The 22,420-nt window shown below is 63.6% G+C and carries 13 protein-coding genes and 2 tRNA genes; 2 read left to right on the top strand and 13 right to left on the bottom strand.

Going from position 1 to position 22,420, the window contains the following annotated elements; all coding sequences use genetic code 11:
• Window positions 1–17: 17 nt before the first annotated feature.
• The 8 genes from OW521_RS18970 to OW521_RS18935 all read right to left on the bottom strand — a co-directional run bounded on the left by OW521_RS18970 (window position 18) and on the right by OW521_RS18935 (window position 8,449).
• Window positions 18–950, bottom strand: a complete 933-nt coding sequence (locus tag OW521_RS18970; protein ID WP_268025978.1) for a cytochrome b/b6 domain-containing protein — start codon at window positions 948–950, stop codon at window positions 18–20.
• Between the two features lie 90 nt (window positions 951–1,040).
• Window positions 1,041–2,012, bottom strand: a complete 972-nt coding sequence (locus OW521_RS18965) for an electron transfer flavoprotein subunit alpha/FixB family protein (protein ID WP_268021111.1) — start codon at window positions 2,010–2,012, stop codon at window positions 1,041–1,043.
• 13 nt (window positions 2,013–2,025) lie between these two features.
• Complete coding sequence (locus OW521_RS18960; protein ID WP_268021110.1) at window positions 2,026–2,793, bottom strand: electron transfer flavoprotein subunit beta/FixA family protein; 768 nt, start codon at window positions 2,791–2,793, stop codon at window positions 2,026–2,028.
• A 184-nt stretch (window positions 2,794–2,977) separates the two neighbouring features.
• Complete coding sequence (locus tag OW521_RS18955; RefSeq protein ID WP_268021109.1) at window positions 2,978–3,349, bottom strand: VOC family protein; 372 nt, start codon at window positions 3,347–3,349, stop codon at window positions 2,978–2,980.
• Between the two features lie 207 nt (window positions 3,350–3,556).
• Window positions 3,557–3,633 (bottom strand) — tRNA-Met (locus tag OW521_RS18950).
• Window positions 3,634–3,980: 347 nt separating this feature from the next.
• Window positions 3,981–4,054 (bottom strand) — tRNA-Met (locus tag OW521_RS18945).
• 242 nt (window positions 4,055–4,296) lie between these two features.
• Window positions 4,297–7,287 carry a UPF0182 family membrane protein gene (locus OW521_RS18940; protein ID WP_268021108.1) on the bottom strand — a complete coding sequence of 997 codons (2,991 nt, stop codon included), beginning with the start codon at window positions 7,285–7,287 and terminating at the stop codon, window positions 4,297–4,299.
• 133 nt (window positions 7,288–7,420) lie between these two features.
• Window positions 7,421–8,449 carry a YlbL family protein gene (locus OW521_RS18935; RefSeq protein WP_268025977.1) on the bottom strand — a complete coding sequence of 343 codons (1,029 nt, stop codon included), beginning with the start codon at window positions 8,447–8,449 and terminating at the stop codon, window positions 7,421–7,423.
• Window positions 8,450–8,843: 394 nt separating this feature from the next.
• Between OW521_RS18935 and OW521_RS18930 the strand changes: the two genes are divergently transcribed.
• On the top strand, window positions 8,844–10,277 hold the full coding sequence (locus OW521_RS18930; protein WP_268021107.1) for a zinc-dependent metalloprotease: 1,434 nt from the start codon (window positions 8,844–8,846) through the stop codon (window positions 10,275–10,277).
• Window positions 10,278–10,334: 57 nt separating this feature from the next.
• Here OW521_RS18930 and OW521_RS18925 read toward each other — a convergent pair whose 3' ends face one another.
• From OW521_RS18925 to nudC, 3 genes are read right to left on the bottom strand one after another with little or no spacing between them, the layout of a single operon-like run.
• On the bottom strand, window positions 10,335–10,964 hold the full coding sequence (locus tag OW521_RS18925) for a M48 metallopeptidase family protein (protein WP_268021106.1): 630 nt from the start codon (window positions 10,962–10,964) through the stop codon (window positions 10,335–10,337).
• On the bottom strand, window positions 10,964–13,096 hold the full coding sequence (locus OW521_RS18920; protein ID WP_268021105.1) for an ATP-dependent DNA helicase UvrD2: 2,133 nt from the start codon (window positions 13,094–13,096) through the stop codon (window positions 10,964–10,966). The genes OW521_RS18925 and OW521_RS18920 overlap by 1 nt, the downstream gene beginning before the upstream one ends.
• Entirely contained in the window at window positions 13,093–14,079 is a 987-nt protein-coding gene (nudC, locus tag OW521_RS18915; protein WP_268021104.1) for an NAD(+) diphosphatase, read from the bottom strand. The genes OW521_RS18920 and nudC overlap by 4 nt, the downstream gene beginning before the upstream one ends.
• A gap of 144 nt (window positions 14,080–14,223) precedes the next feature.
• Here nudC and OW521_RS18910 point away from each other — a divergent pair, with 144 nt between their 5' ends.
• On the top strand, window positions 14,224–15,483 hold the full coding sequence (locus OW521_RS18910) for a macrolide 2'-phosphotransferase (RefSeq protein ID WP_268021103.1): 1,260 nt from the start codon (window positions 14,224–14,226) through the stop codon (window positions 15,481–15,483).
• A 57-nt stretch (window positions 15,484–15,540) separates the two neighbouring features.
• On the opposite strand, the gene OW521_RS18905 is transcribed toward OW521_RS18910, so the two are convergent.
• Together OW521_RS18905 and OW521_RS18900 are read right to left on the bottom strand one after the other, a co-directional pair.
• Complete coding sequence (locus tag OW521_RS18905; RefSeq protein WP_268021102.1) at window positions 15,541–19,089, bottom strand: ATP-dependent helicase; 3,549 nt, start codon at window positions 19,087–19,089, stop codon at window positions 15,541–15,543.
• Window positions 19,086–22,349 (bottom strand): ATP-dependent helicase, encoded by a 3,264-nt coding sequence (locus tag OW521_RS18900; RefSeq protein WP_268025976.1) that lies wholly within the window; start codon window positions 22,347–22,349, stop codon window positions 19,086–19,088. Before OW521_RS18900 ends, OW521_RS18905 begins: the two co-directional genes overlap by 4 nt.
• Between the last annotated feature and the right edge of the window lie 71 nt (window positions 22,350–22,420).

Genomic DNA, 22,420 nt, shown 5'->3' with positions numbered 1-22,420 from the left:
CGGCTATTGGCAGCGGTTTACTTGCTGACTTTCCCCATCAGCGAAGCGATTGGACGAAGGAACAGCGGCCTGGCGAGGAACCACGCGCCCACAATCACCAGGAGGGACGCGGCGAAAATGCCGAAGCCAACCCAGTTGATGTCGTCACTGCCGCCGTACATGTGGTTCAGGTTGCGTAGAGCCCCGGTGGCGAGGACCAAGGTGACATGCACGATGGTGAAGAGCACGAAGTACACCATCACCGGGAAATGCACGGCGCGGGCCAGCTCGATGGGATACACCTTGTTCACCGTGCCGGCCTTCTTCGGCCATGCCGAGGATGTGCGCAGGCCGGTGATGATGGCGAGGGGGGCTGCGATGAAGACCGTGACGAAGTAGGTCAGCAACTGCAGCGCGTTGTAGTTGACCCAGCCGTCCTCCGTAGGCCAGTTCAAGGATGCGTACTGAAGCGCGGCGGAAATTGCGTTCGGGAACACATCCCAGCTCGTGGGAATGATCCGCATCCATTGCCCGGTAGCGAAAATCACGATAATGAAGACAATCCCGTTGAGCACCCACAGTGCATCCAGCGTCAGGTGGAACCAAAGGTCCAGGCTGATCTTGGTAGGCGCGTTCTTGGTCCGGATCAGGCCTGTGTTGTTGCGGGTCCACTGGGCCGGCGGCCGCTTGGCTGTGCGAACCTGCCAACCGGAGCGGACGATGAGCACCATGAAGAAGACGTTCAGGAAATGCTGCCACCCGAGCCAGGCCGGGAACCCTACAGGAGCGCCCTCCGGGAGGCTGGAAGCGCCCGGGTAGTCGTGCAAGAACGATTGCACACTCGACGTGCCCGTCAACCATTTGGCCACCAAGACAATGAGCAAAAGCACGATCAGCACACCGGGAACCACCCAGACGGGTTGGGACCACTTGCTTTTGGCTGCTGTCGACTTTTTCGCGGGGGTGGACATCTTCTCAGACACCTCTCGGATGAACTTTGCAATCACGGACGCATCAAGCTAACAGGCTTTGGGCTGAAGCGGCCAAAGCCTGTTACGCCATCAATTGGATCGGGCTTTGATGGCCTCGACGAGTTTCGGAACAACGGTGAAAATATCGCCCACGATTCCGAAGTCGGCCACGTCAAAAATGGGCGCGTCCTCGTCTTTGTTGATGGCCACAATGGTCTTGGCGGTCTGCATCCCTGCGCGGTGCTGGATGGCTCCGGAAATTCCCAAAGCAACATACAGCTGCGGAGACACACTGACACCGGTCTGGCCAACTTGGGCCGTCTGGGCGATGTACCCAGCGTCGACGGCGGCACGTGACGCGCCGATCGCCGCACCCAGGGCGTCGGCCAACTGTTCCACCAGCACAAAGTTCTCAGACGAGCCAAGGCCCCGTCCGCCGGAGACCACCGTTGCGGCACTGCGAAGCTCCGGGCGGGCGGAGACAACCGGATCGTCGTTGAACCGGTCAATGACAGCGGCACCCGCGGTGGTGGCTTCCACGACCGCGGTGCTGACGTCCGCCGTGGTTGCTGGAGCCTGGCCTTCGATCGCACCCTGTCGAATGGTGAGGATGGGCAGCCCGCCGTCCACGGTGGACTCAACGATGTAAGCCCCGCCAAAGACTGAATGCTGCGCGACAACGGTTCCGTTGTCAGTGCGCACCTGCACGACGTCGGCGAGCACACTGCCGCCCGTCCGCACGGCAAGCCGGGCGGCGGCTTCGCGGCCGTCCGCGGTGTTGGTGGTAAGCACGGCCGCCGGCTCATAAGCCTCGACCGCCCGGCTCAGCGCATCGACTGCAGGGGCCACCAGAACGGTCCCAGCGGCTGTAGTCACAGCCGAGTAGATCCTCGTCGCGCCCAGCTCACCCAGCCGCGCGACGTCGTCGTCCGCTAGAGGCTCCGATGAGACGACGACGGCGACCGGCGAGCCCAGCGTGGCAGCGGCTACCAGCAGCCCGCGGGCTGAGGCTGCAATCTCGCCACGGTGGGAAATTTCGATGAGTGCCAAAACGTTGGACATTTCTGTTCCTCCCTCAGACCAGGCGATTCGCAACAAGGAACTCAGCCAGCTCATTGGCTGCCGTCCCATCATCAATGAGTTTTCTTCCGGCTGCGCGCGGTGGCCGTTCGACAGTCGAGACCACCACGGTGCGGCTCGCGCTTGCTGGGACGTCGAGGTCGGAGACGGACAGCGTGGCAACTGGTTTGCGCTTCGCTGTCAGGATGCCTTTGAAGTTGGGAAACCGGGCTTCCGGGAAGCGTTCAGTCACAGTGAGGATGGCAGGCAGCCCCGCTTGGACGTTAAGTGTTCCGCCCTCGCCCTGGCGAACGCCGCTTACCGCGCCGTCGGCGATCTCTGCGGAGATCAACGATCCCAGCAGAGGCAACTGGAGGTGCTCGGCAACCATGGCGGGCACGACGCCGGCGCGGCCATCAGTGGATTCGTTGCCGGCCAGCACCATGTCAAATCCTGTGGACCGCAGGGCGGCCGCCAGTGTCGCGGCGGTGCGGCCCGTGTCGGCGCCTTCCAGGGAATCATCCAGGACGTGTACCGCTGAATCCGCGCCCATGGAAAGAGCTTTGCGAAGGGCATGGGAGGCCTCGGCGGGTCCCATGGTCATTGCCACGACTTCGGTGCCCTTGTTGGCGTCCTTCATGCGCAACGCTGACTCAAGGGCGCGTTCGTTGATTTCATCAACCACCCTGTCGGCGGACTCACGGTCGAGCTGACCCGTAGCGAGGTCGAGCTTCCGTTCTTCCGCTGTGTCCGGCACTTGTTTGACGAGCACGACGATCTTCATTCAACAGCTCCCTCGATGCAAATGGCTGACGCTTGGAATCGAGAATACTAGGAACTCCTAGTATTTACCATGCAGCGATGAAGGAATACTTGGATCTCCTATTGATTCTTGCGGGAGCTGGGGTTCCCACGCCGGGATGGCCGTGCGGTCCGGCGGTGGGTATCAGGATCCGGCAGGGACCGCCCTAACCCTGGCGAAGGCCGAGAGTGTTCCCGTCGGGATCACGGAACCAAGCGCCGCGTGCAGGTCCTAGCTGGGCGACGTGCCCTGTCGTGGCAAGGGGGCCATCTGCGTAGTCGAGGAACTCGACGCCCTTGGCCGCCAAGTCCTGGACCACGGCCTCGATGTCATCCACTTCGAAGTGGGCCAGAGTGTGCTCGGTAGACGTGGGCGGACGCTTGAAGACAGAGATCTCACTGACCGACCCGCAACGGTACCGGACGCCCACCGGAGTTTCCCAGAGGAAGGTCAACCCTAGGATGCCGCCGTAGAATTCCTTCGCTCGTTCCAGATCCGTCACCGGAACTGTCGCCACGACCATCGTTGCATTGATCATCAGGAACCTCCCTGGCCGGCCGGCGCCGTCAGATGAACGGGCCATTCGGCCCAAGTTTCGTCCTCCAGGAGCTGGACTGTCAACGCTTGAAGCGTTCGGAGCCATGTGCGGACATGTGGCCGGGAAGAATCGAGGCGCGCCCTTCAGCCGTAGCGAACCGGACAAAACAAAAGAGCCCGCCCTGTCGGGCGGACTCTTTTGTTTACTTGGTTGCGGGGACAGGATTTGAACCTGTGACCTCTGGGTTATGAGCCCAGCGAGCTACCGAACTGCTCCACCCCGCGTCGCAGAATCAACTCTACCGCAGATTCACGGGTGCCCCTGACCACCAGGGTGTGGGCTGCGGCACGTCGGGAACTGAGGAACCAAAGGGACCTATTTGAGCCGAAGTAACAGCCTCTGAGAGGGGCTAATCTCGCCGGCACTCCGCGCCGTCCTGACCTTCTTTGCTTTGGGAAAGCGCTTGCGACACGGCGGGTCGCGTCATTTGGGCGCCGAAGCGGCTCAAAGAAGGTCAGGACGGACGTGGCACTGCCGCACCGGGCACACTTGCCAATTCCCTATCCAGAGATCGGTGGAAAACAAAAAGATCCGACACAGTATTTCTACTGTGCCGGATCCTTTTCTCCAGTTGCGGGGACAGGATTTGAACCTGTGACCTCTGGGTTATGAGCCCAGCGAGCTACCGAACTGCTCCACCCCGCGTCGCAAGAACTACTTTACCTGCCGGTGAATGTCAGGCCAAATCCAGACGACGTGACCTCCGTCTCCCTGGTTCGCCGCCGGCCCGCCTACGGCCCCCAAATGGCCCGGGCACCGCGGTCAGGCCACCGGAAGAACCGCTCAGGTCACCGGAACAAAAGGAAGACCGGGCCAGCCCTGGTCTGGGCTGGCCCGGTCCTGTAACGCTCCCCAGCTAGGCCGATATCAGCCAGTTGGAGAACTACCTACTTGCTCGGCGAGGGCGACGACGTGGAGGTCGGCGACGGCGTCGCGCTGGCCGAAGGCGCGGGCGTGACACCGAGCCGCGATTCGGCGTCGAGCGCCTTCTTCAGTGCGGCCGCCAGAATGTTCTGCTGGGCGCCATAGCCGGCGAAGTCGCCCTTGGCCAGAGCGGCCTGGCCGTCCTGGATTGCCTTGTTTGCTTCATCCAGCGCAGCCTTCAGCTGAGCCTGGGCATCCGCTGAGGCAGGCGGAGTGCTTGCCCCCGGTGGGGTAGGAGTCTGGCCGTTGTTAGCCGAGTCCCCAGCCGAAGCCCCGGAGTCGCCCCCGAACAGGATCTTCAACGCGGCGTCGAGCGTCGGCGCAAAGCCGACCTTGTCACCGAAGGCCACCAGCACCCTCTGAAGCGTCGGATATGAGGTCTCACCCGTCGATTTCAGATACACCGGCTGAACATAGAGCAGGCCTCCGCCCACCGGCAAAGTCAAAAGGTTGCCGTTGAGCACATCCGAGGCGCCTTGTCTGAGCAGGTTAAGTTCCCGCGACACTTCAGGATCGGAGTTGAACTTATTCTGCGCCTGGCCAGGTCCCGGGACTTGGGTGTCCGTGGGCAACTGCAGCAAGCGCAACTGCCCGTACGTGTCAGCCTTCACCCCCTTCTGGCTACCCGCGTCGGAATCTGCTGCCAGGAAGCCGTACAGGATATTCCGAGCGGCCCCGTTGACAACCTGCGGAATGAAGGACGACGTCAGTTGGAACGCAGGCTTGGTCTGGTCCGGCATCTGCAGGGACATGTAGAACGGAGGCTGTTTGACGGCATCGGTGACCGTCGGATCGTTCGGAACGCTCCACGCATCGTTGTTCTGGTAGAAGTTGTCCGCATTGGTCACGTGGTAACGCCCAAGCAGTTCACGCTGGACCTTGAAGAGATCCTCAGGGTAGCGAACGTGGCTCATCAGCTGTCCCGACATTTCCGAGTACGGCTTGATGGTGGTCGGGAAGATCTTTTCCCAGGCTTTCAGGATGGGGTCCTGGTCATCCCAGGCGTATAGGGTCACCGATCCGTCGTAGGCGTCAACAGTGGCCTTGACCGAGTTCCTGATGTAGTTGACGGTGCTGTTCGGCAAAGCTGCTGTACGTCCGGAGGTCGTCTGCGAGTCAGCCGTGGCGTTCGAGAGCTGCTGCTGTTGCGAGTATGGGAAGTACTGACTGGTGGTGTAACCGTCCACGATCCATTTCACACGGCCATCGACCACTGCGGGATAGGCGCTGCCGTCCACGGTCAGGTACGGAGCAACCTTTTGCACTCGCTCACGCGGAGTGCGGTCATAGAGGATCTGGGACTTCTCGTTGACGCCATCAGACAGCAGCAGGTCCGAAGACTGGAACTTAATGGAATACAAGAGACGGTTGAACCAGTTACCTACATTCGGCCCACCGTTGCCTGAGAACGTGTACTGCGTTTCAGTCCAAGTGTCCTTGCCGGCAGGACGGTCCTGTTCACGGTGCGCAGCGCCGTCCGGGGCACCGACCACCGAGTAGTCCGGCGAATCTTCGCCGAAATAGATACGAGGCTGGTAACTCGTGTCGCTGCCGAGTGTGCCCATGGATGGAATACCGGACAGCAGGAAGTCGGGCTTGCCGTCAACCGTGAAGGTGTTGCCTTTGGCGGCCACGACCCCATAACCGTGTGTGTAGACGATATGCCGGTTGACCCAGGTTTGTTGGCTGGCGTTCAACCCGTCCTGGTTCAATTCACGGACGGCAATCACGGTGTCCTGGGTCTTGCCGTTCACCGTGTACCTGTCAACGTTCAGGGCCTTGGGGAACTGGTAATACGGACGGTATTGCTCCAACTGGGAGAACGCGGAAGAGACCAGGTTTGGGTCCAGCAACCGGATGTTGGCAGCCGTCTGCGCGTCCTTGGCAAGGGCCCCGCTCTTGGCGGCCGTCGTGGCGTTGTAAGGGGAAACCTTGATCTGGTCCAAACCGTAGGCGGCCCGGGTCATCGCAATGTTGCGGTCGATGTACTTGTTTTCCAGTGTCTGCTCCGAGGGGCGGACTTGGAACTGCTGAATGACCCATGGGTAGACGCCACCGGCGAGGATTGACGTGATAATGAGCATCGCGGTGCCGATGACAGGAAGGCGCCAGCGGCCGATCACAGCGGCCACGATGAAGAGGATGGCCACGAGGCCAGCGGCAACGGCCAGGATGGTCTTGGTGGGGATCACAGCGTTGACATCGGTGTAAAGGGCGCCAGCCCAGTGTCCACCGTTGTTTTGGACGGTGCTGTAGACGTCCAGCCAGAAGTTGGCTCCAAGAAGCAGCAGGAAAATGGCGCCGGTCAAGGCCAGGTGGATCTGTGCCGCGCGGCTCGTGAAGATGCCGCGTTCCATCAGCCTGATGCTGCCATAGAGGTAATGCGTCAGGATCCCGGCGATTCCGGCAACAACCACAACGCTCATAAGGAAACCCGTGACGAATCCAAGGAACGGCAAAGTCATGAGGTAGAAGCTGATGTCCAGGCCGAACTGCGGGTCAGCCTGGCCGAACGGCACCTGGTTGAAGAACAAGAGGACTTTCTGCCATTGGCTCGCAGCAGCGCTTCCGGCGAACAGTCCGAAGAGCACGGGGACGCCGATCATGACCACGCGACGCACTGGTTCAAGCTGCGCCTGGTACCGGTTCATGTTGTCCCTGGCCTCGGAGTCCGGGGCATAGACGGGCCGCGCGTGGTAAGCGACGCGGATCGCGTAGAAGACTGCGACGAACATCAGGGCGAAGCCGGCCAGGAAGACGAGGATCCGGGCAAGATTCTCCCGGAAATACACTTCGAAGAAGCCCAACTGCTGATACCAGAGGACATCGGTCCACACATTGGCAAAGAAGATGAATCCCACCACTACGACCGCCACGACGATCAGGGTAGGAGTGAGGGCACCCCGTCTCAGCGGCGGTCTTCGGGGCGGGTTGGTGCTGGCTGGACGGGACAAACTCGGTACCTCATAGCTGGTCGTCAGTTAATTGTCATCAGTGCGTGTGTTCGTCGGGCCCGGTGCCTGGTGCTGATGGCGGAGGCCGTCATATGTGCCACGAGTGGCGTTGGAGCTAAGTTCCATCGTCAGTCTAGTTGTTGGAGCACGTCGGAAGACGGGACATGTCCTGTCCAGAGGCGAGTCGTTCCACCGCCGACTTCGCATCCGCCAGGGTCTCCACTTTGACTACTTGCAGGCCATCCGGAATATGCCCTACGACTTCGTCGCAATTGGCTGCCGGTGCAAGGAAAAGGGTGGCACCTCCGTTACGCGCTCCCCGCATTTTCTGGGCGATTCCGCCGATGGGTCCCACGGCGCCATCGGGCGAAATAGTGCCGGTGCCGGCCACATGCTTGCCTCCCGTCAGGTCGCCGGGAGTGATGCTGTCGATGATGCCAAGGGCAAACATCATGCCGGCACTTGGTCCGCCCACCTGATCCAAGGAGATCTTGACATCGAACGGGAAGGTGAACTTGTACTGGAGCATCACTCCGAGGATGTAGCGGCCGTTTGAGCTCTTGCCCGGCGTAATGTTCACAGTCACCGGATTGCCCTTGCGATCGACGACGACGGCGGCAGGCGCGCCCGCACCATCGGCCAGTGCGGTTTGGATGATGGTGAGGGACGTAACGGCCTTGCCGTTGATCGAGGTGAAAACGTCTCCGGTTTGGAGTTTGCCCGCGGAGGCCGAGCCGTCGGACAACCCCGCGACTTCAAGTTTCTGCTGGTACGGAATGTTCTCTTCCTGGAGCGCAGAGGCAACCGCATTCTCTTGGGAGGTGGTCATGGCGAGCGCGCTTTCCTGTTCGGATTGCTGCTTGGTGACGCCCTTGGGATAGAGCAATTCTTCGGGGTACACGGCTTTGGAACCGTCCAACCAGGCCTGGAACGCTTCGAAAATGCTCACTGGCCCGTTGGGGCCACCGTTGATGAACACCGTGGTCAGGTCGAGATTTCCTTTGGCGGGGAAGGTCTGATGGCCGGTGATGCTAATAACTGGTTTGTTGTGGTCCGTGCCCAGGGTGTTGAACGTTGGCCCCGGCGATTCCACCACATAAGGAACGGGGAGGGCAGCTGCGGCGACTCCCAACACGACGGTCAGGGCGCCGGAGACCAACATCGCGAAATACCGTCCGTCCCGCCGCCGCGCCGGTTCAGGCGCGTGGGGCTGTTCCTGCTCCCGCGATTCAGCTTCCTGCGCTGGGGAAGGGGCATGCGACGTCGGGGCGTCTTGCGGGAAGGAGGGGCCGAGAGGCTGTCCGGGTTCCCCGGACGCTCCGGGGCTCGGCAAACTAGTCAATGGGGGACCTCTCCGCGCAGGAACCCGTGCCCAACGCTACCGATTCGGCCCCTCAGGTTGGAGGCCAGTAAACATACCAACGATCCACCCTACGACGCTGTGCCCACCGGACGTGCTTTGCCTAGAGCGAACGACGCGTTCCTGAGGCAGACAGCCCTCTGGCATCGCGGTACCGTGAAAGTGATCACCAGTCACATCGACGATCGGCGGCACCATGACCTCCAACCCCAACACTCCCTCCAATGGAGACGATTCACCCCAGGACCCTCTGGCAGAAATGCTGAAGAACCTGATGGGCGGGCAAGGCATGGGCAACATCGACCCCGCCGAATTGGCGAAGGCCGCCGGGCTGCCGAACGACCCCAATATGCTGCAGCAAATGTTTGCCCAGGTGCAGGCCATGATGAGCTCCACTTCCGAGGGACCTGTCAATTGGCAGCTGGCCCACGAGAACGCCCGCCGCGTTGCCGCCGCCGGCACGGATCCGTCGGTGAATGCCGTGCAGACCCGCGAAGTCGACGAGGCCCTGCGGCTAGCGGAACTCTGGCTGGATCCAGTCACCGACCTTCAAGCAACGGGCCTGATTGGCCGCGCCTGGTCCCGCGCCGAATGGGTGGAAGCCACCCTGGCCACCTGGAAACGGCTCACCGAGCCGGTCGCCAACAGCATCGCCAACGCGCTCTCGGAGGCACTGACCCAGCAGATGCCGGAAGAAATGAAGGCAATGATGGGTGGCACCTCCTCCATGTTGCAGAACATGGGCGGCGCCATCTTCGGCATGCAGCTTGGCCAGGCCATCGGCGCCCTGTCCGCCGAGGTGGTCAGTTCCACCGATATCGGTGTTCCGCTCGCCGATCTCGAAATGGCCTTGCTACCGGCCAATGTGGCCAAATTCGGCGAAGGCCTGAGTATCCCGGAGAATGACGTCCGGCTGTTCCTCGCCGTCCGCGAAGCCGCGCATGCACGCCTGTTCGTGCAGGTTCCTTGGCTGAGGGGGCACCTCCTCGGCGCCATCGAGGCCTATGCCCGCGGCATCCACATTGACATGTCGCGCGTCGAAGACCTCGCCCGCGATCTCGACCCGGGCAATCCAGAGGGTATCCAAGAAGCCCTGTCCCAAGGCGTGTTCACGCCCGAGCGCACGCCCGAACAAGCGGCGGCCCTGGAGAAACTCGAGACGGCCCTGGCACTTGTTGAGGGCTGGGTGGACGAACTCACTGCCGCTGCAACCGAGAAAGTGCTGCCCTCCGCCGTCGCTCTCCGTGAAACGGTGCGTCGGCGCCGCGCCACAGGAGGACCCGCGGAACACGCGTTCTCCTCACTGGTGGGACTGGAACTGCGCCCGCGGCGCCTGCGCGAGGCCGCCACGTTGTGGGCTGCGCTGAAGGACGAGCGTGGAATCGCCGGCCGCGATGCCATCTGGCAGCACCCCGATTTGCTCCCCACAGCCCACGACCTGGACGATCCCGCGGGCTTCACCGAGCGGCGCCGCCTGGCCGAAGCCAGCGATACCGAGGTGGACGACGCCCTGCAGAAGCTCCTTGAAGGTGGCTACGACACCCCGGACGAGAGCGGGCCGGAGGCTCAGAAGCCGGAAGAGGAAGACACCTCGGGCGACAACCCGGAACCCGGTGGACCCAAGGCCTAAGCGGTCCCACCTTAAGGCGCGACTCCATAAAGGAGCCGCGCCGCTCCCGGAAGGCATTTAGTCGGCGTCGGCGTCCCAGTCCCGGGCTGGTGCGTCGGCGCCATTGTCATCCGGGCCGAGACCCCGCGACGATGCAAAGACGACGCCCTCCAGGAAGGCTTTGGCCCGCTGCGTCTCGGGGTATGCCTCCAACAATCGCCAAAACGCGGCGTTATGTCCGCCCACCAGCAGATGCGCGAGTTCGTGGAGCAACACGTAGTCGATCACCCACTGCGGCATGGCCCGGAGCTTGTCCGACAATCGGATGGTCCCGTCCGCCGGAGTAGCTGACCCCCACCGTGACTTCTGGTTGCTGACCCAGCGGACCGACGTCGGGATGGCACGACCGCCCAGATACTTTGATGACAGCACCGATGCATGAACGGCGAGGGCGGCATCGCTGGCAGGACGCCTCCTCCCGGCACTTTGGGTCCGCCTCTCCCCCTGGAGTTTGAGCTTGTCCAGCATCCGCCGGACCCATTCGCTTTCTTGTGCCTTCGTGAAGTGGGCAGGGATCGCAACAACCGCGTTCCCGTCCTCCCAGAAAGCTGCCACAGTTCGGCGGCGGCGCGCCGAACGTCGAACGACGACGGGCGCACCGTCGTCGGTGGTCAGCGGCAAAGCGGGCTGGCCCGCGACCCGGGGCACTAGGCAGACCCGTTCTCAACCAGAACCGCCAACACGGCTTCGCCGTACTTTTCCAGCTTGGAAGGACCCACACCAGCGAGCTTCGCCAGTTCCTCAAGCGAAGCAGGCCGAGCCTCGGCGATGGCAGTCAACGTCGCGTCAGTGAAGACCACATAGGCGGGAACTTCGTTGCTCAATGCCTCGTCCTTGCGCCATTGCCGCAAAGCCTCAAAGGTCTGTTCCTCATACGTGGGCGGGCACTGGCTGCAGCGACCCACCTTGCGTTCAGCGCCGGTGGCGAGCATAGTTCCGCAGACCCTGCACGACGCCGGTGCTGCCGCTTTGCGCCGCGGGATGGCGCGGCTGCGGGCGCTTGCTCCGAGCACCGAATCAGGGCGCAGCCCGTCGAGGAAGCGCGAAGGCTTGCGGTTGGCCCGACCTCCAGGTGTGCGGGCTGTGGACCAGGAAAGCGTCAAGTGCTCGCGTGCCCGGGTGATCCCGACGTAGAGCAGGCGGCGTTCCTCGTCTACGCTCTCGGGAGTGTCCGCGAAGGAAATGGGCATGAGGCCCTCACTCAAGCCCACCAGGAACACGGCATCCCACTCCAAGCCCTTTGCCGCGTGGAGGGAGGCCAGGGTCACGCCTTGGACCGTCGGGGCGTGCTGGGCCACTGAACGTTCCTGGAGTTCGTTGACGAATTCCATCAGCGTGAATTCAGGCCCGCGACTGATGGCAAGTTCGTCCGCGAGCGCCACCAGAGCTGCCAGCGACTCCCAGCGTTCGCGCAGGGCCCCGCCGCTGTGAGGGGCGGCATCCGTGTAGCCGAGCGAGGCCACGATGTCCCGGACCAGTTGGCCGAGGGGTTCCTTGGTGGACTCCTCGGCCACTGCCCGCGTGGCGGCGCGCAACTGGAGGATGGCATCCCGGACTTCCTTGCGCGCGAAGAAGCGCTCACCGCCCCGCAGCTGGTAACCAATGCCCGCCGACGCGAGGGCTTGTTCGTAGGCTTCCGACTGTCCGTTGGTGCGGAAAAGCACAGCGATCTCGCTCGCCTTGGTCCCGGCGTCGATCAGCTCCCGAATCCGGCCGGCGACCACCGCGGCCTCTGCCTCGTCATCGGGGCATTCCATGAACCGTGGCTCCGGTCCCGTTGGACGCTGCGCCACCAACTGCAGGGGCTTTGCCCAAGCAGCATCGGCCACCGTTCCACCGCTCTGCCGGGATCCGAGGAGGTCATTGGCCAGCTTCACCACCTGCGGCGTGGAGCGATAGTCACGGACCAGCTTCACGACTGTGGCCGAGGGGTACTGTCCCTTGAAGCCAAGGAGATGCTTCGGAGAGGCACCCGTGAAGGAGTAAATGGTCTGGCTGGCGTCGCCCACCACGCAGAGCTCGTCGCGACCGCCAAGCCACAGCTCCAAGAGCCGCTGTTGCAGCGGGGAAACGTCCTGGTACTCGTCCACCACGAAGTGCCGGTACTGCTCGCGGACCGTCGCCGCTACTTTCGGATCCTCCTGCAGGATGCCGACCGTGATCAACAGGACGTCCTCGAAGTCGATGACGTTCCGGTCCGTCTTCACGTCCTCGTAGGACTGGAAGACCCGCGCGACGGCGGTGAGGTCGAAGCCGCCCGGAGTGCCGCGTCCGTGGGCGTTTTCAAGGTAGTTGGCCGGCGTAAGCATGGAAACCTTGGCCCACTCGATCTCGGCCGCAAGGTCACGGATGGAGGCTCGATCAGTACTGAGCCTGAGACGACGGGCGGCTTCGGCGATGATGTTGGCCTTGTGGTCAAGCAAGTTTGGCAGGACACCGCCGATCGCTTGGGGCCAGAAGAACTGCAATTGCCTGAGCGCGGCGGCGTGAAAAGTGCGCGCTTGGACGTTTCCGACGCCGAGATCCCGCAGCCGGCTGCGCATTTCGGCGGCGGCACGCGAAGTGAACGTGACGGCAAGGAGTCGCTGGGGACTGTAGACACCGGAATGGACGCCGTAAGCGATGCGGTGCGTGATGGCCCGGGTTTTCCCTGTTCCGGCTCCAGCAAGGACGCACATGGGCCCGTTGAGGTTGCTGGCGACTTCCCGCTGCTCGGCATCAAGACCACCGAGTATCTGGTCCTCAAGTGAAACGGTGTCGCTGAAAATACCGTCCGTCACGGCTGGAGGTCCTCGATGACGCCGCCGTACCAGTGCTCGATCAGGGAACGCGCAATCGAGAGCCGCGTGGAGATCGTAATCTCGCCGCTGAGCACGGCTGCCTGGAGTTCCGCACGGCTGAACCAGCGCGCCCGGGTGACCTCGACGCCGTCGGGCCGGGCTTCGACGTCGTCCGTTGTTGCCGTAAACCCAAGCATGAGCGAGGCCGGAAACGGCCACGACTGGGAACCAAGGTACTGGCAAGCGGTGACTCGCACACCTACCTCTTCCCCGATTTCCCGCACCACGGCCTGTTCAAGCGACTCTCCCGGCTCAACGAAGCCAGCCAAGGTGGAGTAGTTCTTCGCGTCTACCGGCCCGCCTCCTCCCAGAAGCAGCCTGCCGTCGGAGCCGACGACCGTGACGATGATGGCCGGATCCGTCCGGGGATAGTGTTCCGAATTGTCCCGCGGGCATCGACGCACCCAGCCCCCGGCCTCGATGGCGGTTGGGGTACCGCATTGCGGGCAATGTGTATGGGTGGCATGCCAATTGGAAATGGCGCTGGCCTCAACGAACAAAGCGGTTTCCGTGGCATCGAGGCGGGCAGCGATCTCCCGAAACCCCGTCCAGGTGCCATCGGCCGGAAGTCCCGCAGTTCCGGGGGCAGCCGGCTCGCCGGGCACGAAGAGGACGATCGGTGTTCGCTCCGGGACAGAGGAAGGGGCAAGTGTCCGGCCAAGATAAATGGCAGTGAGCGGTCCGCTGGCCGCCTGGAGGCTTTCAAAGAGCGGCGCGGCATCGCCCAGCCACAGCTTGTCACCCACAGCGAGAGCTTGGCGTTGCGACAGCACCATGGCCTTGGCACGGCCCGAAGAGATTACTTCGTCAAGCATGCCTGGCGTCATGCGCTCGGCCGATCCCCGGTCCACCAAGGCAGGGCGCACCGGAAGAACGGTATCGATAAGGTGGTTTGCCGGTGCCGGGAACTCGGTGAAACTCATGTACCTACCGTACTGACTCGCACCGACAAATGACATTTGCATCCATCTTGGAGGCACGCTCCCTGAACGCAGTTTTCACGCGGATCTCAAGACTCGCCGCACTGCATCGCTCCCATAGGCGCCAGTCAATCTACCTTGGAATACGTGAGAAGAACACCGTTCGAACTGGCCGCTGTAGCAACCGCGGCGGTGCCCGGCCTGACGCCGACGGCTGCCGCCTCCGCCCCGGATGACGCTGCCGATTTCGATTCGGCGCTTCTGCTGGACTCGGAAGGCAAGCGTTGGCGCGTCCGTTCACCGCGCCATCCGGAAGCCAGCGCCCGGCTGGAGACCGAATTCATGATCCTGCGGGCCTTTGCCCCGGCGATCCGGGCCGAGCTGCCCTTTCTGATGCCAACAGTGGCCGGAACGGTCCGCCAAGGGGCGCTGAGCACTTTTGTCTACGCCCACTTGGCCGGGGCCACGCGCAGCATCGAAGAGCTGTCCAGCTGCAGTGATGCATTGGCCAAGGAGATCGGTACGGCGCTGGCAGCGGTCCACGACCTCCCCCAATCGCTCGTCAACAACGCCGATCTTCCCAGCTACACGGCGAACGAATTCCGCCAGCGCAAGCTGAATGAGTTGGACCAGGCCGCCACCACGGGCAAGATTCCGCCCTCCCTGCTTCGTCGTTGGGAGCACGCACTCGAGGACGTGGCGCTGTGGCGCTTCAATCCGTGCGTGGTCCACGGCGATCTCCATGAAGACAATCTGCTGATCGACGGCGACAGCGTCACTGCCGTGACTGGGTGGACCGATCTGCGCATCGGCGATCCGGCCGATGACTTCGCTTGGCTCGTGGCGTCAAACGAACAGAGGTTTGTAGAGTCCGTCCTCAGGCACTACACGGAAGCCCGGCGGGACACTCCGGACGGGCACCTGCTGCGTCGCTCGGCACTGCTCGCCGAATTCGCCCTGGCCCAGTATCTCGTCAAGGCCGTGGCGGCGGGGCACAGTGAAATGACGGGCGAGGCCGAGGGCATGCTCAGATCCCTCGCCGACGACATTGATGAACAAAACGCGCTGGCGGCCGAGGAGGCCGCGGCTGCGGACCTTGCCGCTTCCGACGACGGCCCGGCGAAGCCCGCGGTGAGCGTGACGGCCATCTCGGAAGCGGTTCAAACGGACAATCCGGAAACAGCCGCCACGACGCCGCCGGTCACTGTTCAGCCCTTGGACGAAGCCGCTGTGGACAATGCCACATTGGATAAGGCTGCCGGAGACGAGGCCGCTTCAGAACTTGTGGTGGTTTCAGGCAAAAGGACCGGCTCGACGCCGGGGGCGCCGTCCGAGTCAGACGACACCTCGACGAAGGCCCTCCAGACAGTGGAGCCCGCTCCCTTGCAGGATGCCAAGGACCGCTAGTCGGTTTTCACGGCAGGGCGGTCTTAGCTGCCAAGCGGTCTTAGCTGCCAAGCGGTGTTAGCTGCCAAGCGCGGAAGCGATGATGTTCTCCAGTTCAGCCGCCGTGCCCAAATCGTGGGGCCTCACGACGGCGTCATCGGCTACGTAGTAAAACGCTGCGCTGACCCGCTCCAACGGCACGCCCTTGAGGCGCGCCCACGCCAGCCGGTACACGGCAAGCTGCACGGCGCGGGTCTTAAGCTGCCGGCCGGCCGGCCGCTTGCCCGTCTTCCAGTCCACCAGTTCCCAGGTACCGTCCGCCCCCTGAAAAACGGCGTCGATCCGGCCGCGCACAACCACGTCTCCAATCCGTGTCTCAACCGGGACCTCGACGAAGGCAGGGGCACGGTGTGCCCATTCGGAGGTAACAAACGTTGCCACCATGTCGTCAAGACCATAGGCCTCGTCGATGTGCGAGTCGGAGCCGGGTGCCTCGTCGAGGTCCAGCATGCCGGTAGTTCCGAAGTACTCCTCCACCCATGAATGGAATGCGGTGCCCTTGCGGGCCGAGATCCCAGGCTGCCGCGGCACGGGCCGCCGGAGCTGGGCCAGGACGGCAGCAGGATCATCTCCAAGATCGACGAACATGGATGCCGAGATATGACCCGGCAAATGGACGTCCTGGACCGGCTTCCGTCGCAACTGCCGTTCCAACAACAGCCTTGCCTCGGCCGCCCAGCCAGCGGCCGCGCCCCGGAGCTGTTGAACGGACGGGCGGGACGGAGCACTAACCAACGGGGCCTCGATGACGATCGCCGAATCCGCCCGGAGCCCCTCAATGGCTTCCCTGACCCGGGTTGCCGCGGCCTCCATGGCAGCCCGCCTGCCCGGCACCAACCGGAGCCGTTCTCCCGTGCGGGGGTCGCTGGGACCTTCGAGCGGATCATAGGGGAAGAGCGCCACTTCCGTGCCGACCGTCAGGGGGCTCTCAGTAGGCAATGCGTCTTCACTGAGCGACTGCGGGTGAATGAGCGCCGCGGATGTTCCAACGGTGTCGTTGCTTGCCTGGTCAGCCAGACATGCCAACTCAGCAAGGAACGGAGACGTCTCTGCAATCCCTGCCCGGGAACCGTTCCATGCGGCGCTCGATGCCCACAGGACGAACTTTGCACGCGTGTAGGCAACGTAGGCGAGTCGGCGTTCTTCAGCCTCGCCATGGTGCTGAACCTCTGATTTGAAGTCCTTCTCAGCATCCAGCCACCCTTTCTGGTCCGGTTGGTCCAGATCCCATTGCGGGAGGTCGGCCCGGTCTCCGCGGAGGGGCCAGGGCAGGGCTGCGGTGCCGCTGCTCCATCGCGAGTCGCGACTGCTCGGGAAGGCCCCGGCGTTGAGCCCGGGCACAAAGGCAACGTCCCATTCCAAGCCTTTGGAGGCGTGGACCGTCAGCAGTTGCACGGCCTCGTGGTTCACCTCGGCATCGGCCATGTCCAGGCCGCCCTCTTCCGCGGCGGCCGCTTCTAGCCAGCCCAGGAAGGCCAACAGATCCACGCGCTGAGAAGTGTGTAGGAAACTCGCAGCCGCGTCGTGGAATGCGTCCAGGTTCCGGCGAGCCTGATGGATGCTCGTGCCGGGCTTCGCTGCGACCTCAATGTCCAGCAACATGGCACGCTCCACCTCGCCAAGGAGGGTGCTGAGGTCATCCCCGATGAACCCACGGAGGTTCCGAAGTTCCGCAGACAGGCGGCCGAGGCGTTCCAAGGCCGGGGCGCTGAGGGAGCGGCCGTGGCGTGAGGTCCATTCCGATCGTGGCAAGAAGTCCAGCGCCTCCACAAGGCTCGCGGCGTCCGTGATGTCGCTCTCCACCACGGTCTCCGCAGGGCCTTCGTCCGCCCCTGAGGCATCGTCGTCCACACTGCCGGCCCCAGTACCGCCTTGGGAGCGCCGTCGGGCCAGGAACTGCGACCAGTCGCGGAATGCCATGAGGTCGGAAGTACCGATGCGCCAACGGGCGCCTGCCAGCAGACGCATCAGGGCATCCGAGCGGCCGGGATCGGCCAGGACCCGGAGCGCCGCGACGAGGTCCACAACCTCAGGGGTATCGAGCAGGCCGCCGAGACCCACGATTTCATAGGGGATCCCCTGGACTTCGAATTCACGCCGCAGGCACTCCATCTGCGCCCGGCGGCGGCAGAGCACTGCCATGGTGGGCGAGACAGGTGCACCGTCAGCCGCGGTTTCGAAGACCGTGCGCCGGTAGCGGTGGACGTCCCGGGCAATTGCAGCGGCCTCGTCCTCGTCCGTGGCAAAGCGCCCGAGCACGACGCTGCCGTCCACAGCCGCTGGGCTCGGCTGCAACGGAGGTACTGCCACGGAGCTGTCTTCGGCCCTCGAGCCCGGGGCTCCCTCACTCGCGGCGGCCTTGTTGAGCGGGGCGGAAATGACGTTGGCCGCGGCCAGGATGTTGCGCCCGTTCCGCCACGCGGTTGTCAGGTATGAAGTGGGGGCAGGTGCAAAGGAAGCGGTTCCGAAGCTGTCCTCCACGAGGACCGGGAATTCCTGCACGAAATGGAACAGCTGGCCTGCCGAGGCACCCCTGAACCCATAGATTGACTGGTTGGGATCCCCCACCGCCGTGACGGCATGTCCTCCCCCGAACAGGCGGGAGAACAGGACCAGCTGGGCGTGCGAGGTGTCCTGGAATTCATCAAGCAGCACCACCTTGTAGCGGGCCCGCTCCGTAGAGGCAGCCAAGGGTATGTCCTGGGCGATCTTGGCGGCGAGCGCAACGAGATCGCCGAAGTCCAGGACCCCCCGGTTCCTCTTGGCCATTTGGTATCGCCCCACCATGTCCGCAACGCTGGCCCTGGTACGCAATATGGCACCGAGATCGCCGGCGGCTTGGGTAGGGTTCTTTTTTGCCCCGTCCATGTAAGGCAAGTGAGTGAACTCGGACACCCGCTCCATCAACCAGCGTTGAACTTCGACGGGTTCCCGCAAATGCTCGGCGCACTCGCCGGCCAACTGCATCACGGCATTCACCAACGTGGACTTGGCAGCTGTGAAGTGCTCGTAATCGCCGTCGTACGCTTCAACCACCTCACTGGCAAGCTGCCAGGCCTGGGCGCCTCCCAGCAGAACCACATCGCGTTCGATTCCCAGGCGAAGGCCATAGTCGGCCACAATCCCGCTGGCGTAGGAGTGGTAGGTGGACACCTTGGGTTCAAGTTCGTCGGAGCCGGCAACACCCTCCGGGAAACCGTAATGCCCGCTATCCGACGACGCTATGCGTTGCAGTGTTGCCAATTTGGCGCGGATACGGCTTGCCAGCTCCCCTGCGGCCTTGCGGGTGAAGGTGACGCCCAGGACCTCTTCGGGGCGGACCCATCCGTTGGCCACGAGCCATACAACGCGATCCGCCATGGTTGCAGTCTTCCCGGATCCCGCGCCGGCGATGACCAGCCGTGGGGTCAACGGCGAAGCAATAATGGCAGATTGCTCTTCCGTGGGACGATTCCGCTCGCCCAGGATGGCCGACAACTCGCCAGGCGAGAATCGAGGCTCGGGCAGCACCGGGGCATCTTCGGCAGTCTCTTCAGCCTCGATACCGGCGAGTGTTTGGACGGTCATTCGGTGACCTGCTTTCCCCTGGAGCACAATGGGCAAATATCGGGCAGACGGCAACCGTGGCCCCCGTGGCTGCCTTTTGAGGGATCGTGACGTGCCTCGAAGCTAGCTCCGGCCATGAGCGCGGCGGCCTCGTTGACAAGGTCCTGCGCCCAGTTATCTCCCGGATCCAGAGGCTCCTGCACTTGGATTGCCGGCGTCTTCGTCTTGGTCCCAAGCTGTGCCAGAACGGCGCCGCCTGGAACAAGCCCGGGAACGGGTAGGCCCTCGAATCCGCCGTGCAGCACCGCCGCCTGATACGCGCCCAGCTGCGGGTGCCTCGCAAGTTCGGTTTTACCCGGCTGGCGCTTGCCCGTCTTGAGGTCGACAATCACCAGCCTGCCTTCGGCATCTATTTCCAAGCGATCCACTTGCCCCCTCAGCACAGCGTTCCGGACAGCATCGGAATCCTCGGAAAAGGGATCGAGCCGCACCTCCGGCAGGGGAACGTCGAAGTCTACTTCGACCCCGGCCAGGCTTCGGCCTTCGCTCCGCATGACAAGGACGTATTGGGCGAGCTTCCGGACCATCTGTTCTGCACGCTGGAAGTCCAGCCTGCCCTCCCAGTTGTCCTTCATGCCAAGAGTCGGCCAGCGGCGCACAAGCTCCGCGACGTACTCAGCGCCGGAGGCATCGGGCAGCTCCTGGGCAATCGCATGGACCAAGGTGCCAAGGCTGCGGGCAAAGTCCGTGGCGGGTTCGCCACCCGCTGCCTGGACAAACCAATCCAACGGCGATTTGTGTACGGTCTCCACCTTGGAGGGAGAAACGAACACAGTGCCTCCTTGAGGGACCACCGGGTCTTCGCTGCTGAGCGGCGCCAATCCCCACCAGGAATCCGGATGCGCGCCCGGCACCGCAGGCTCCGCTGTGGCAAGGTGGGCCAGGACTCGGGCCGCTTCCGCGGCGTCCCCGGCCACGCCGGGGCGGGCAAGCGCGGCGTCGTCCGGCTGAACGCGCTGCCTCAGCTCGGCCACCAAGGCACGAAGGGTCATGGGACGGCCTACGGGTGTGTACTCACGTTGGTACTGTCCCGGCTCAAGGGGCGCCACGTAGTCAAGAAAGGCCGATTGCTGCTCATCTTCGGACGAAACAGCGGTGCAGATGAGGACTTCCCGTGCACGTGAAACGGCTGTGGAGAAGCTGCGAAGCTCGTCATAGCGGATATCCCGCAGTCTGCTGAGGGGACCCCTTTGCAAGGCGTGTTCAACCCCGTGCTCGATGGCATCGGCAAATAACGTACTTCCGAGGAGTTCACCCCGGAGCCGGGTGTTGGGCCAGACGCCTTCCTGCAGGCCCGCGACAATGACCACGGACCATTCCCGCCCGGCCGCGCTGGCCGGCGTCATGAGCTCCACCGCATCCTCCAACTGCGCCCTGGCGGCAAGGGTGTCCATGGGAAGTTCCTGGCTGAGCAGATACTCCAGGAACTGTTCGGGACCGGAGCCGGGGAGCTGGTCAACATAACGCTCGGCGGTGTGGAACAAAGCCATCATGGCGTCAAGGTCCCGGTCCGCGCGGGCGCCGGCGGCGCCGCCGTCGAGCGCCATTTCCGTCCAGCGCGAGGCCAGCCCGGTGGCTTGCCACAACGCCCACAACACCGTTTCAGCGTTGGCTCCGGGTTCGGCGGAAGCGAGACGTCCTGCCGCGATCATGCGGGCCAAGCGCCGTGCCGAGCTGCCCTCGATACCCAAAGAACCCAGCGCCCCAGGCTGCAGCAAGGCTTCAACGAGCAATGCGTCACTGGACCGGCCACCGCCGCCCAGCAGTTCCTCCCTGCGCAGGGATTGCCGCAGGCGGCGCAGCTCGATGGCGGTAGCCCCGCCGATCCTCGACGTGAGCAGCGAGACAGCAGACTCAGGCGTCAGCTTGGCGGCGTCCAGCACCACGCCGTACACCTCAAGCAGGGGACGAACAGCCACTTCATCGCGGACAGCTGAATCCGCGACGGGCACGCGGACCGGGATTCCTTGACCGCCTAGATAGCGTTGCAATTGCGCCAATTGCCCACCGTTGCGCACAATCACCGCGATGTCACCGAACCCGTAGTTCTCACGTAGCTGTGCTTCAAGGATGCGTTGAGCCACGTAGCGCAATTCGTGGACTGCCGAGGGAAGCACATGCGCTTCCACGCGGCCCACAGGCTGCGGGCCCGCTTGAGCAGGTAGCGGATCCAGACGCCGGGCCAACTGGCCTCCTGCACGCTGCGAGATACGTGCAGCCACCCCCGTCCACGCTTTCGCGACGTCGGGGAGGTGCCGGTGGGTGTGCCACAGAGGAAGCTCCCGCACGTTACCCGCAAGGCCTCCGAGGGCCGTGCCCCCGAGCAGATGCGGCAGTTCGGCGACAAGATCGGGACGGGCACCGCGAAACCCTTGGACCACGGTGTCCGGGGAGGACGTCACCAGAACATCCTTGCCTTCTGCGATGTCCGCTAGCAGTTCGAACACTGCAGGATTTGCCTCTTGGATGTCGTCCACCAGGATCAATTGCAACCGTTCACGCTCGGCCGCCAGGAATCCGGGGGAATCCTGGAAGATCTGGCGCGCTGCGGTAATGATTCCCGCCGGGTCAAAGGCCTCTGGCATCCGCAGATCCAGGACGTCGCGGTATTCCGCATACAGGTCCGCGGCGGCAATCCAGTCCGGCCGGCCGCATTCGTAGGCAAGCGCCGTCAGGTCTTCCGCAGTGCGGCCGGATTCAATGATGCGGTCAAAAAGCTGGCGGACCTCCTGCCGGAAGCCCCGCGTCGGCAACGCCGCAGACAAATCCCGGGGCCACGGAAGTTCAAAGCCCGGCTTGGCGTGCCCCTCCAGCAATTCCTTGATGATGAGGTCCTGTTCCGGCCCCGAAAGCAACTTGGGCGGTCGCTGCAGCGGCAGCACGCCCTCGGCTTTGGCTCGCCGGATCAGATCGAAGGCGTATGACGCCCAGGTGCGTGCCGGCGTCGTACTCAAACTGCGGTCCAGCCGCCCCGTAAAGGTGTCCCGCAACGCCGACGCCGCATGCCGGCCGGGCGCCAGGATCAGGATACGTTCGGTATCCACGCCATCGCGCTGTACGCGCCGGACAGCAGCCTCCACCAGTACAGTGGACTTCCCGGTGCCCGGTGCCCCCGGCACCAACACCGGCCCGGATCCGAGCGGAAGTTCGACGACGGCGGCCTGGTCAGCGGACAACGTCGGTGCTGCGTAATGGACTTCACGGGGCGGAAGCAGGCGCAACCGGGCGGAGGCCTGCCGCGGTGTTTGCCGTGTTGTTGCTTGCTGTGTTGTCGCCTGCGGGGTTGGTGTTG

The sequence above is a fragment of the Arthrobacter sp. MMS18-M83 genome, from assembly GCF_026683955.1.
Taxonomy (GTDB): domain Bacteria; phylum Actinomycetota; class Actinomycetes; order Actinomycetales; family Micrococcaceae; genus Arthrobacter.
The sequence above is the reverse complement of the archived record's forward strand: the minus strand, read 5'-3'. Positions and strand labels throughout refer to the sequence as shown.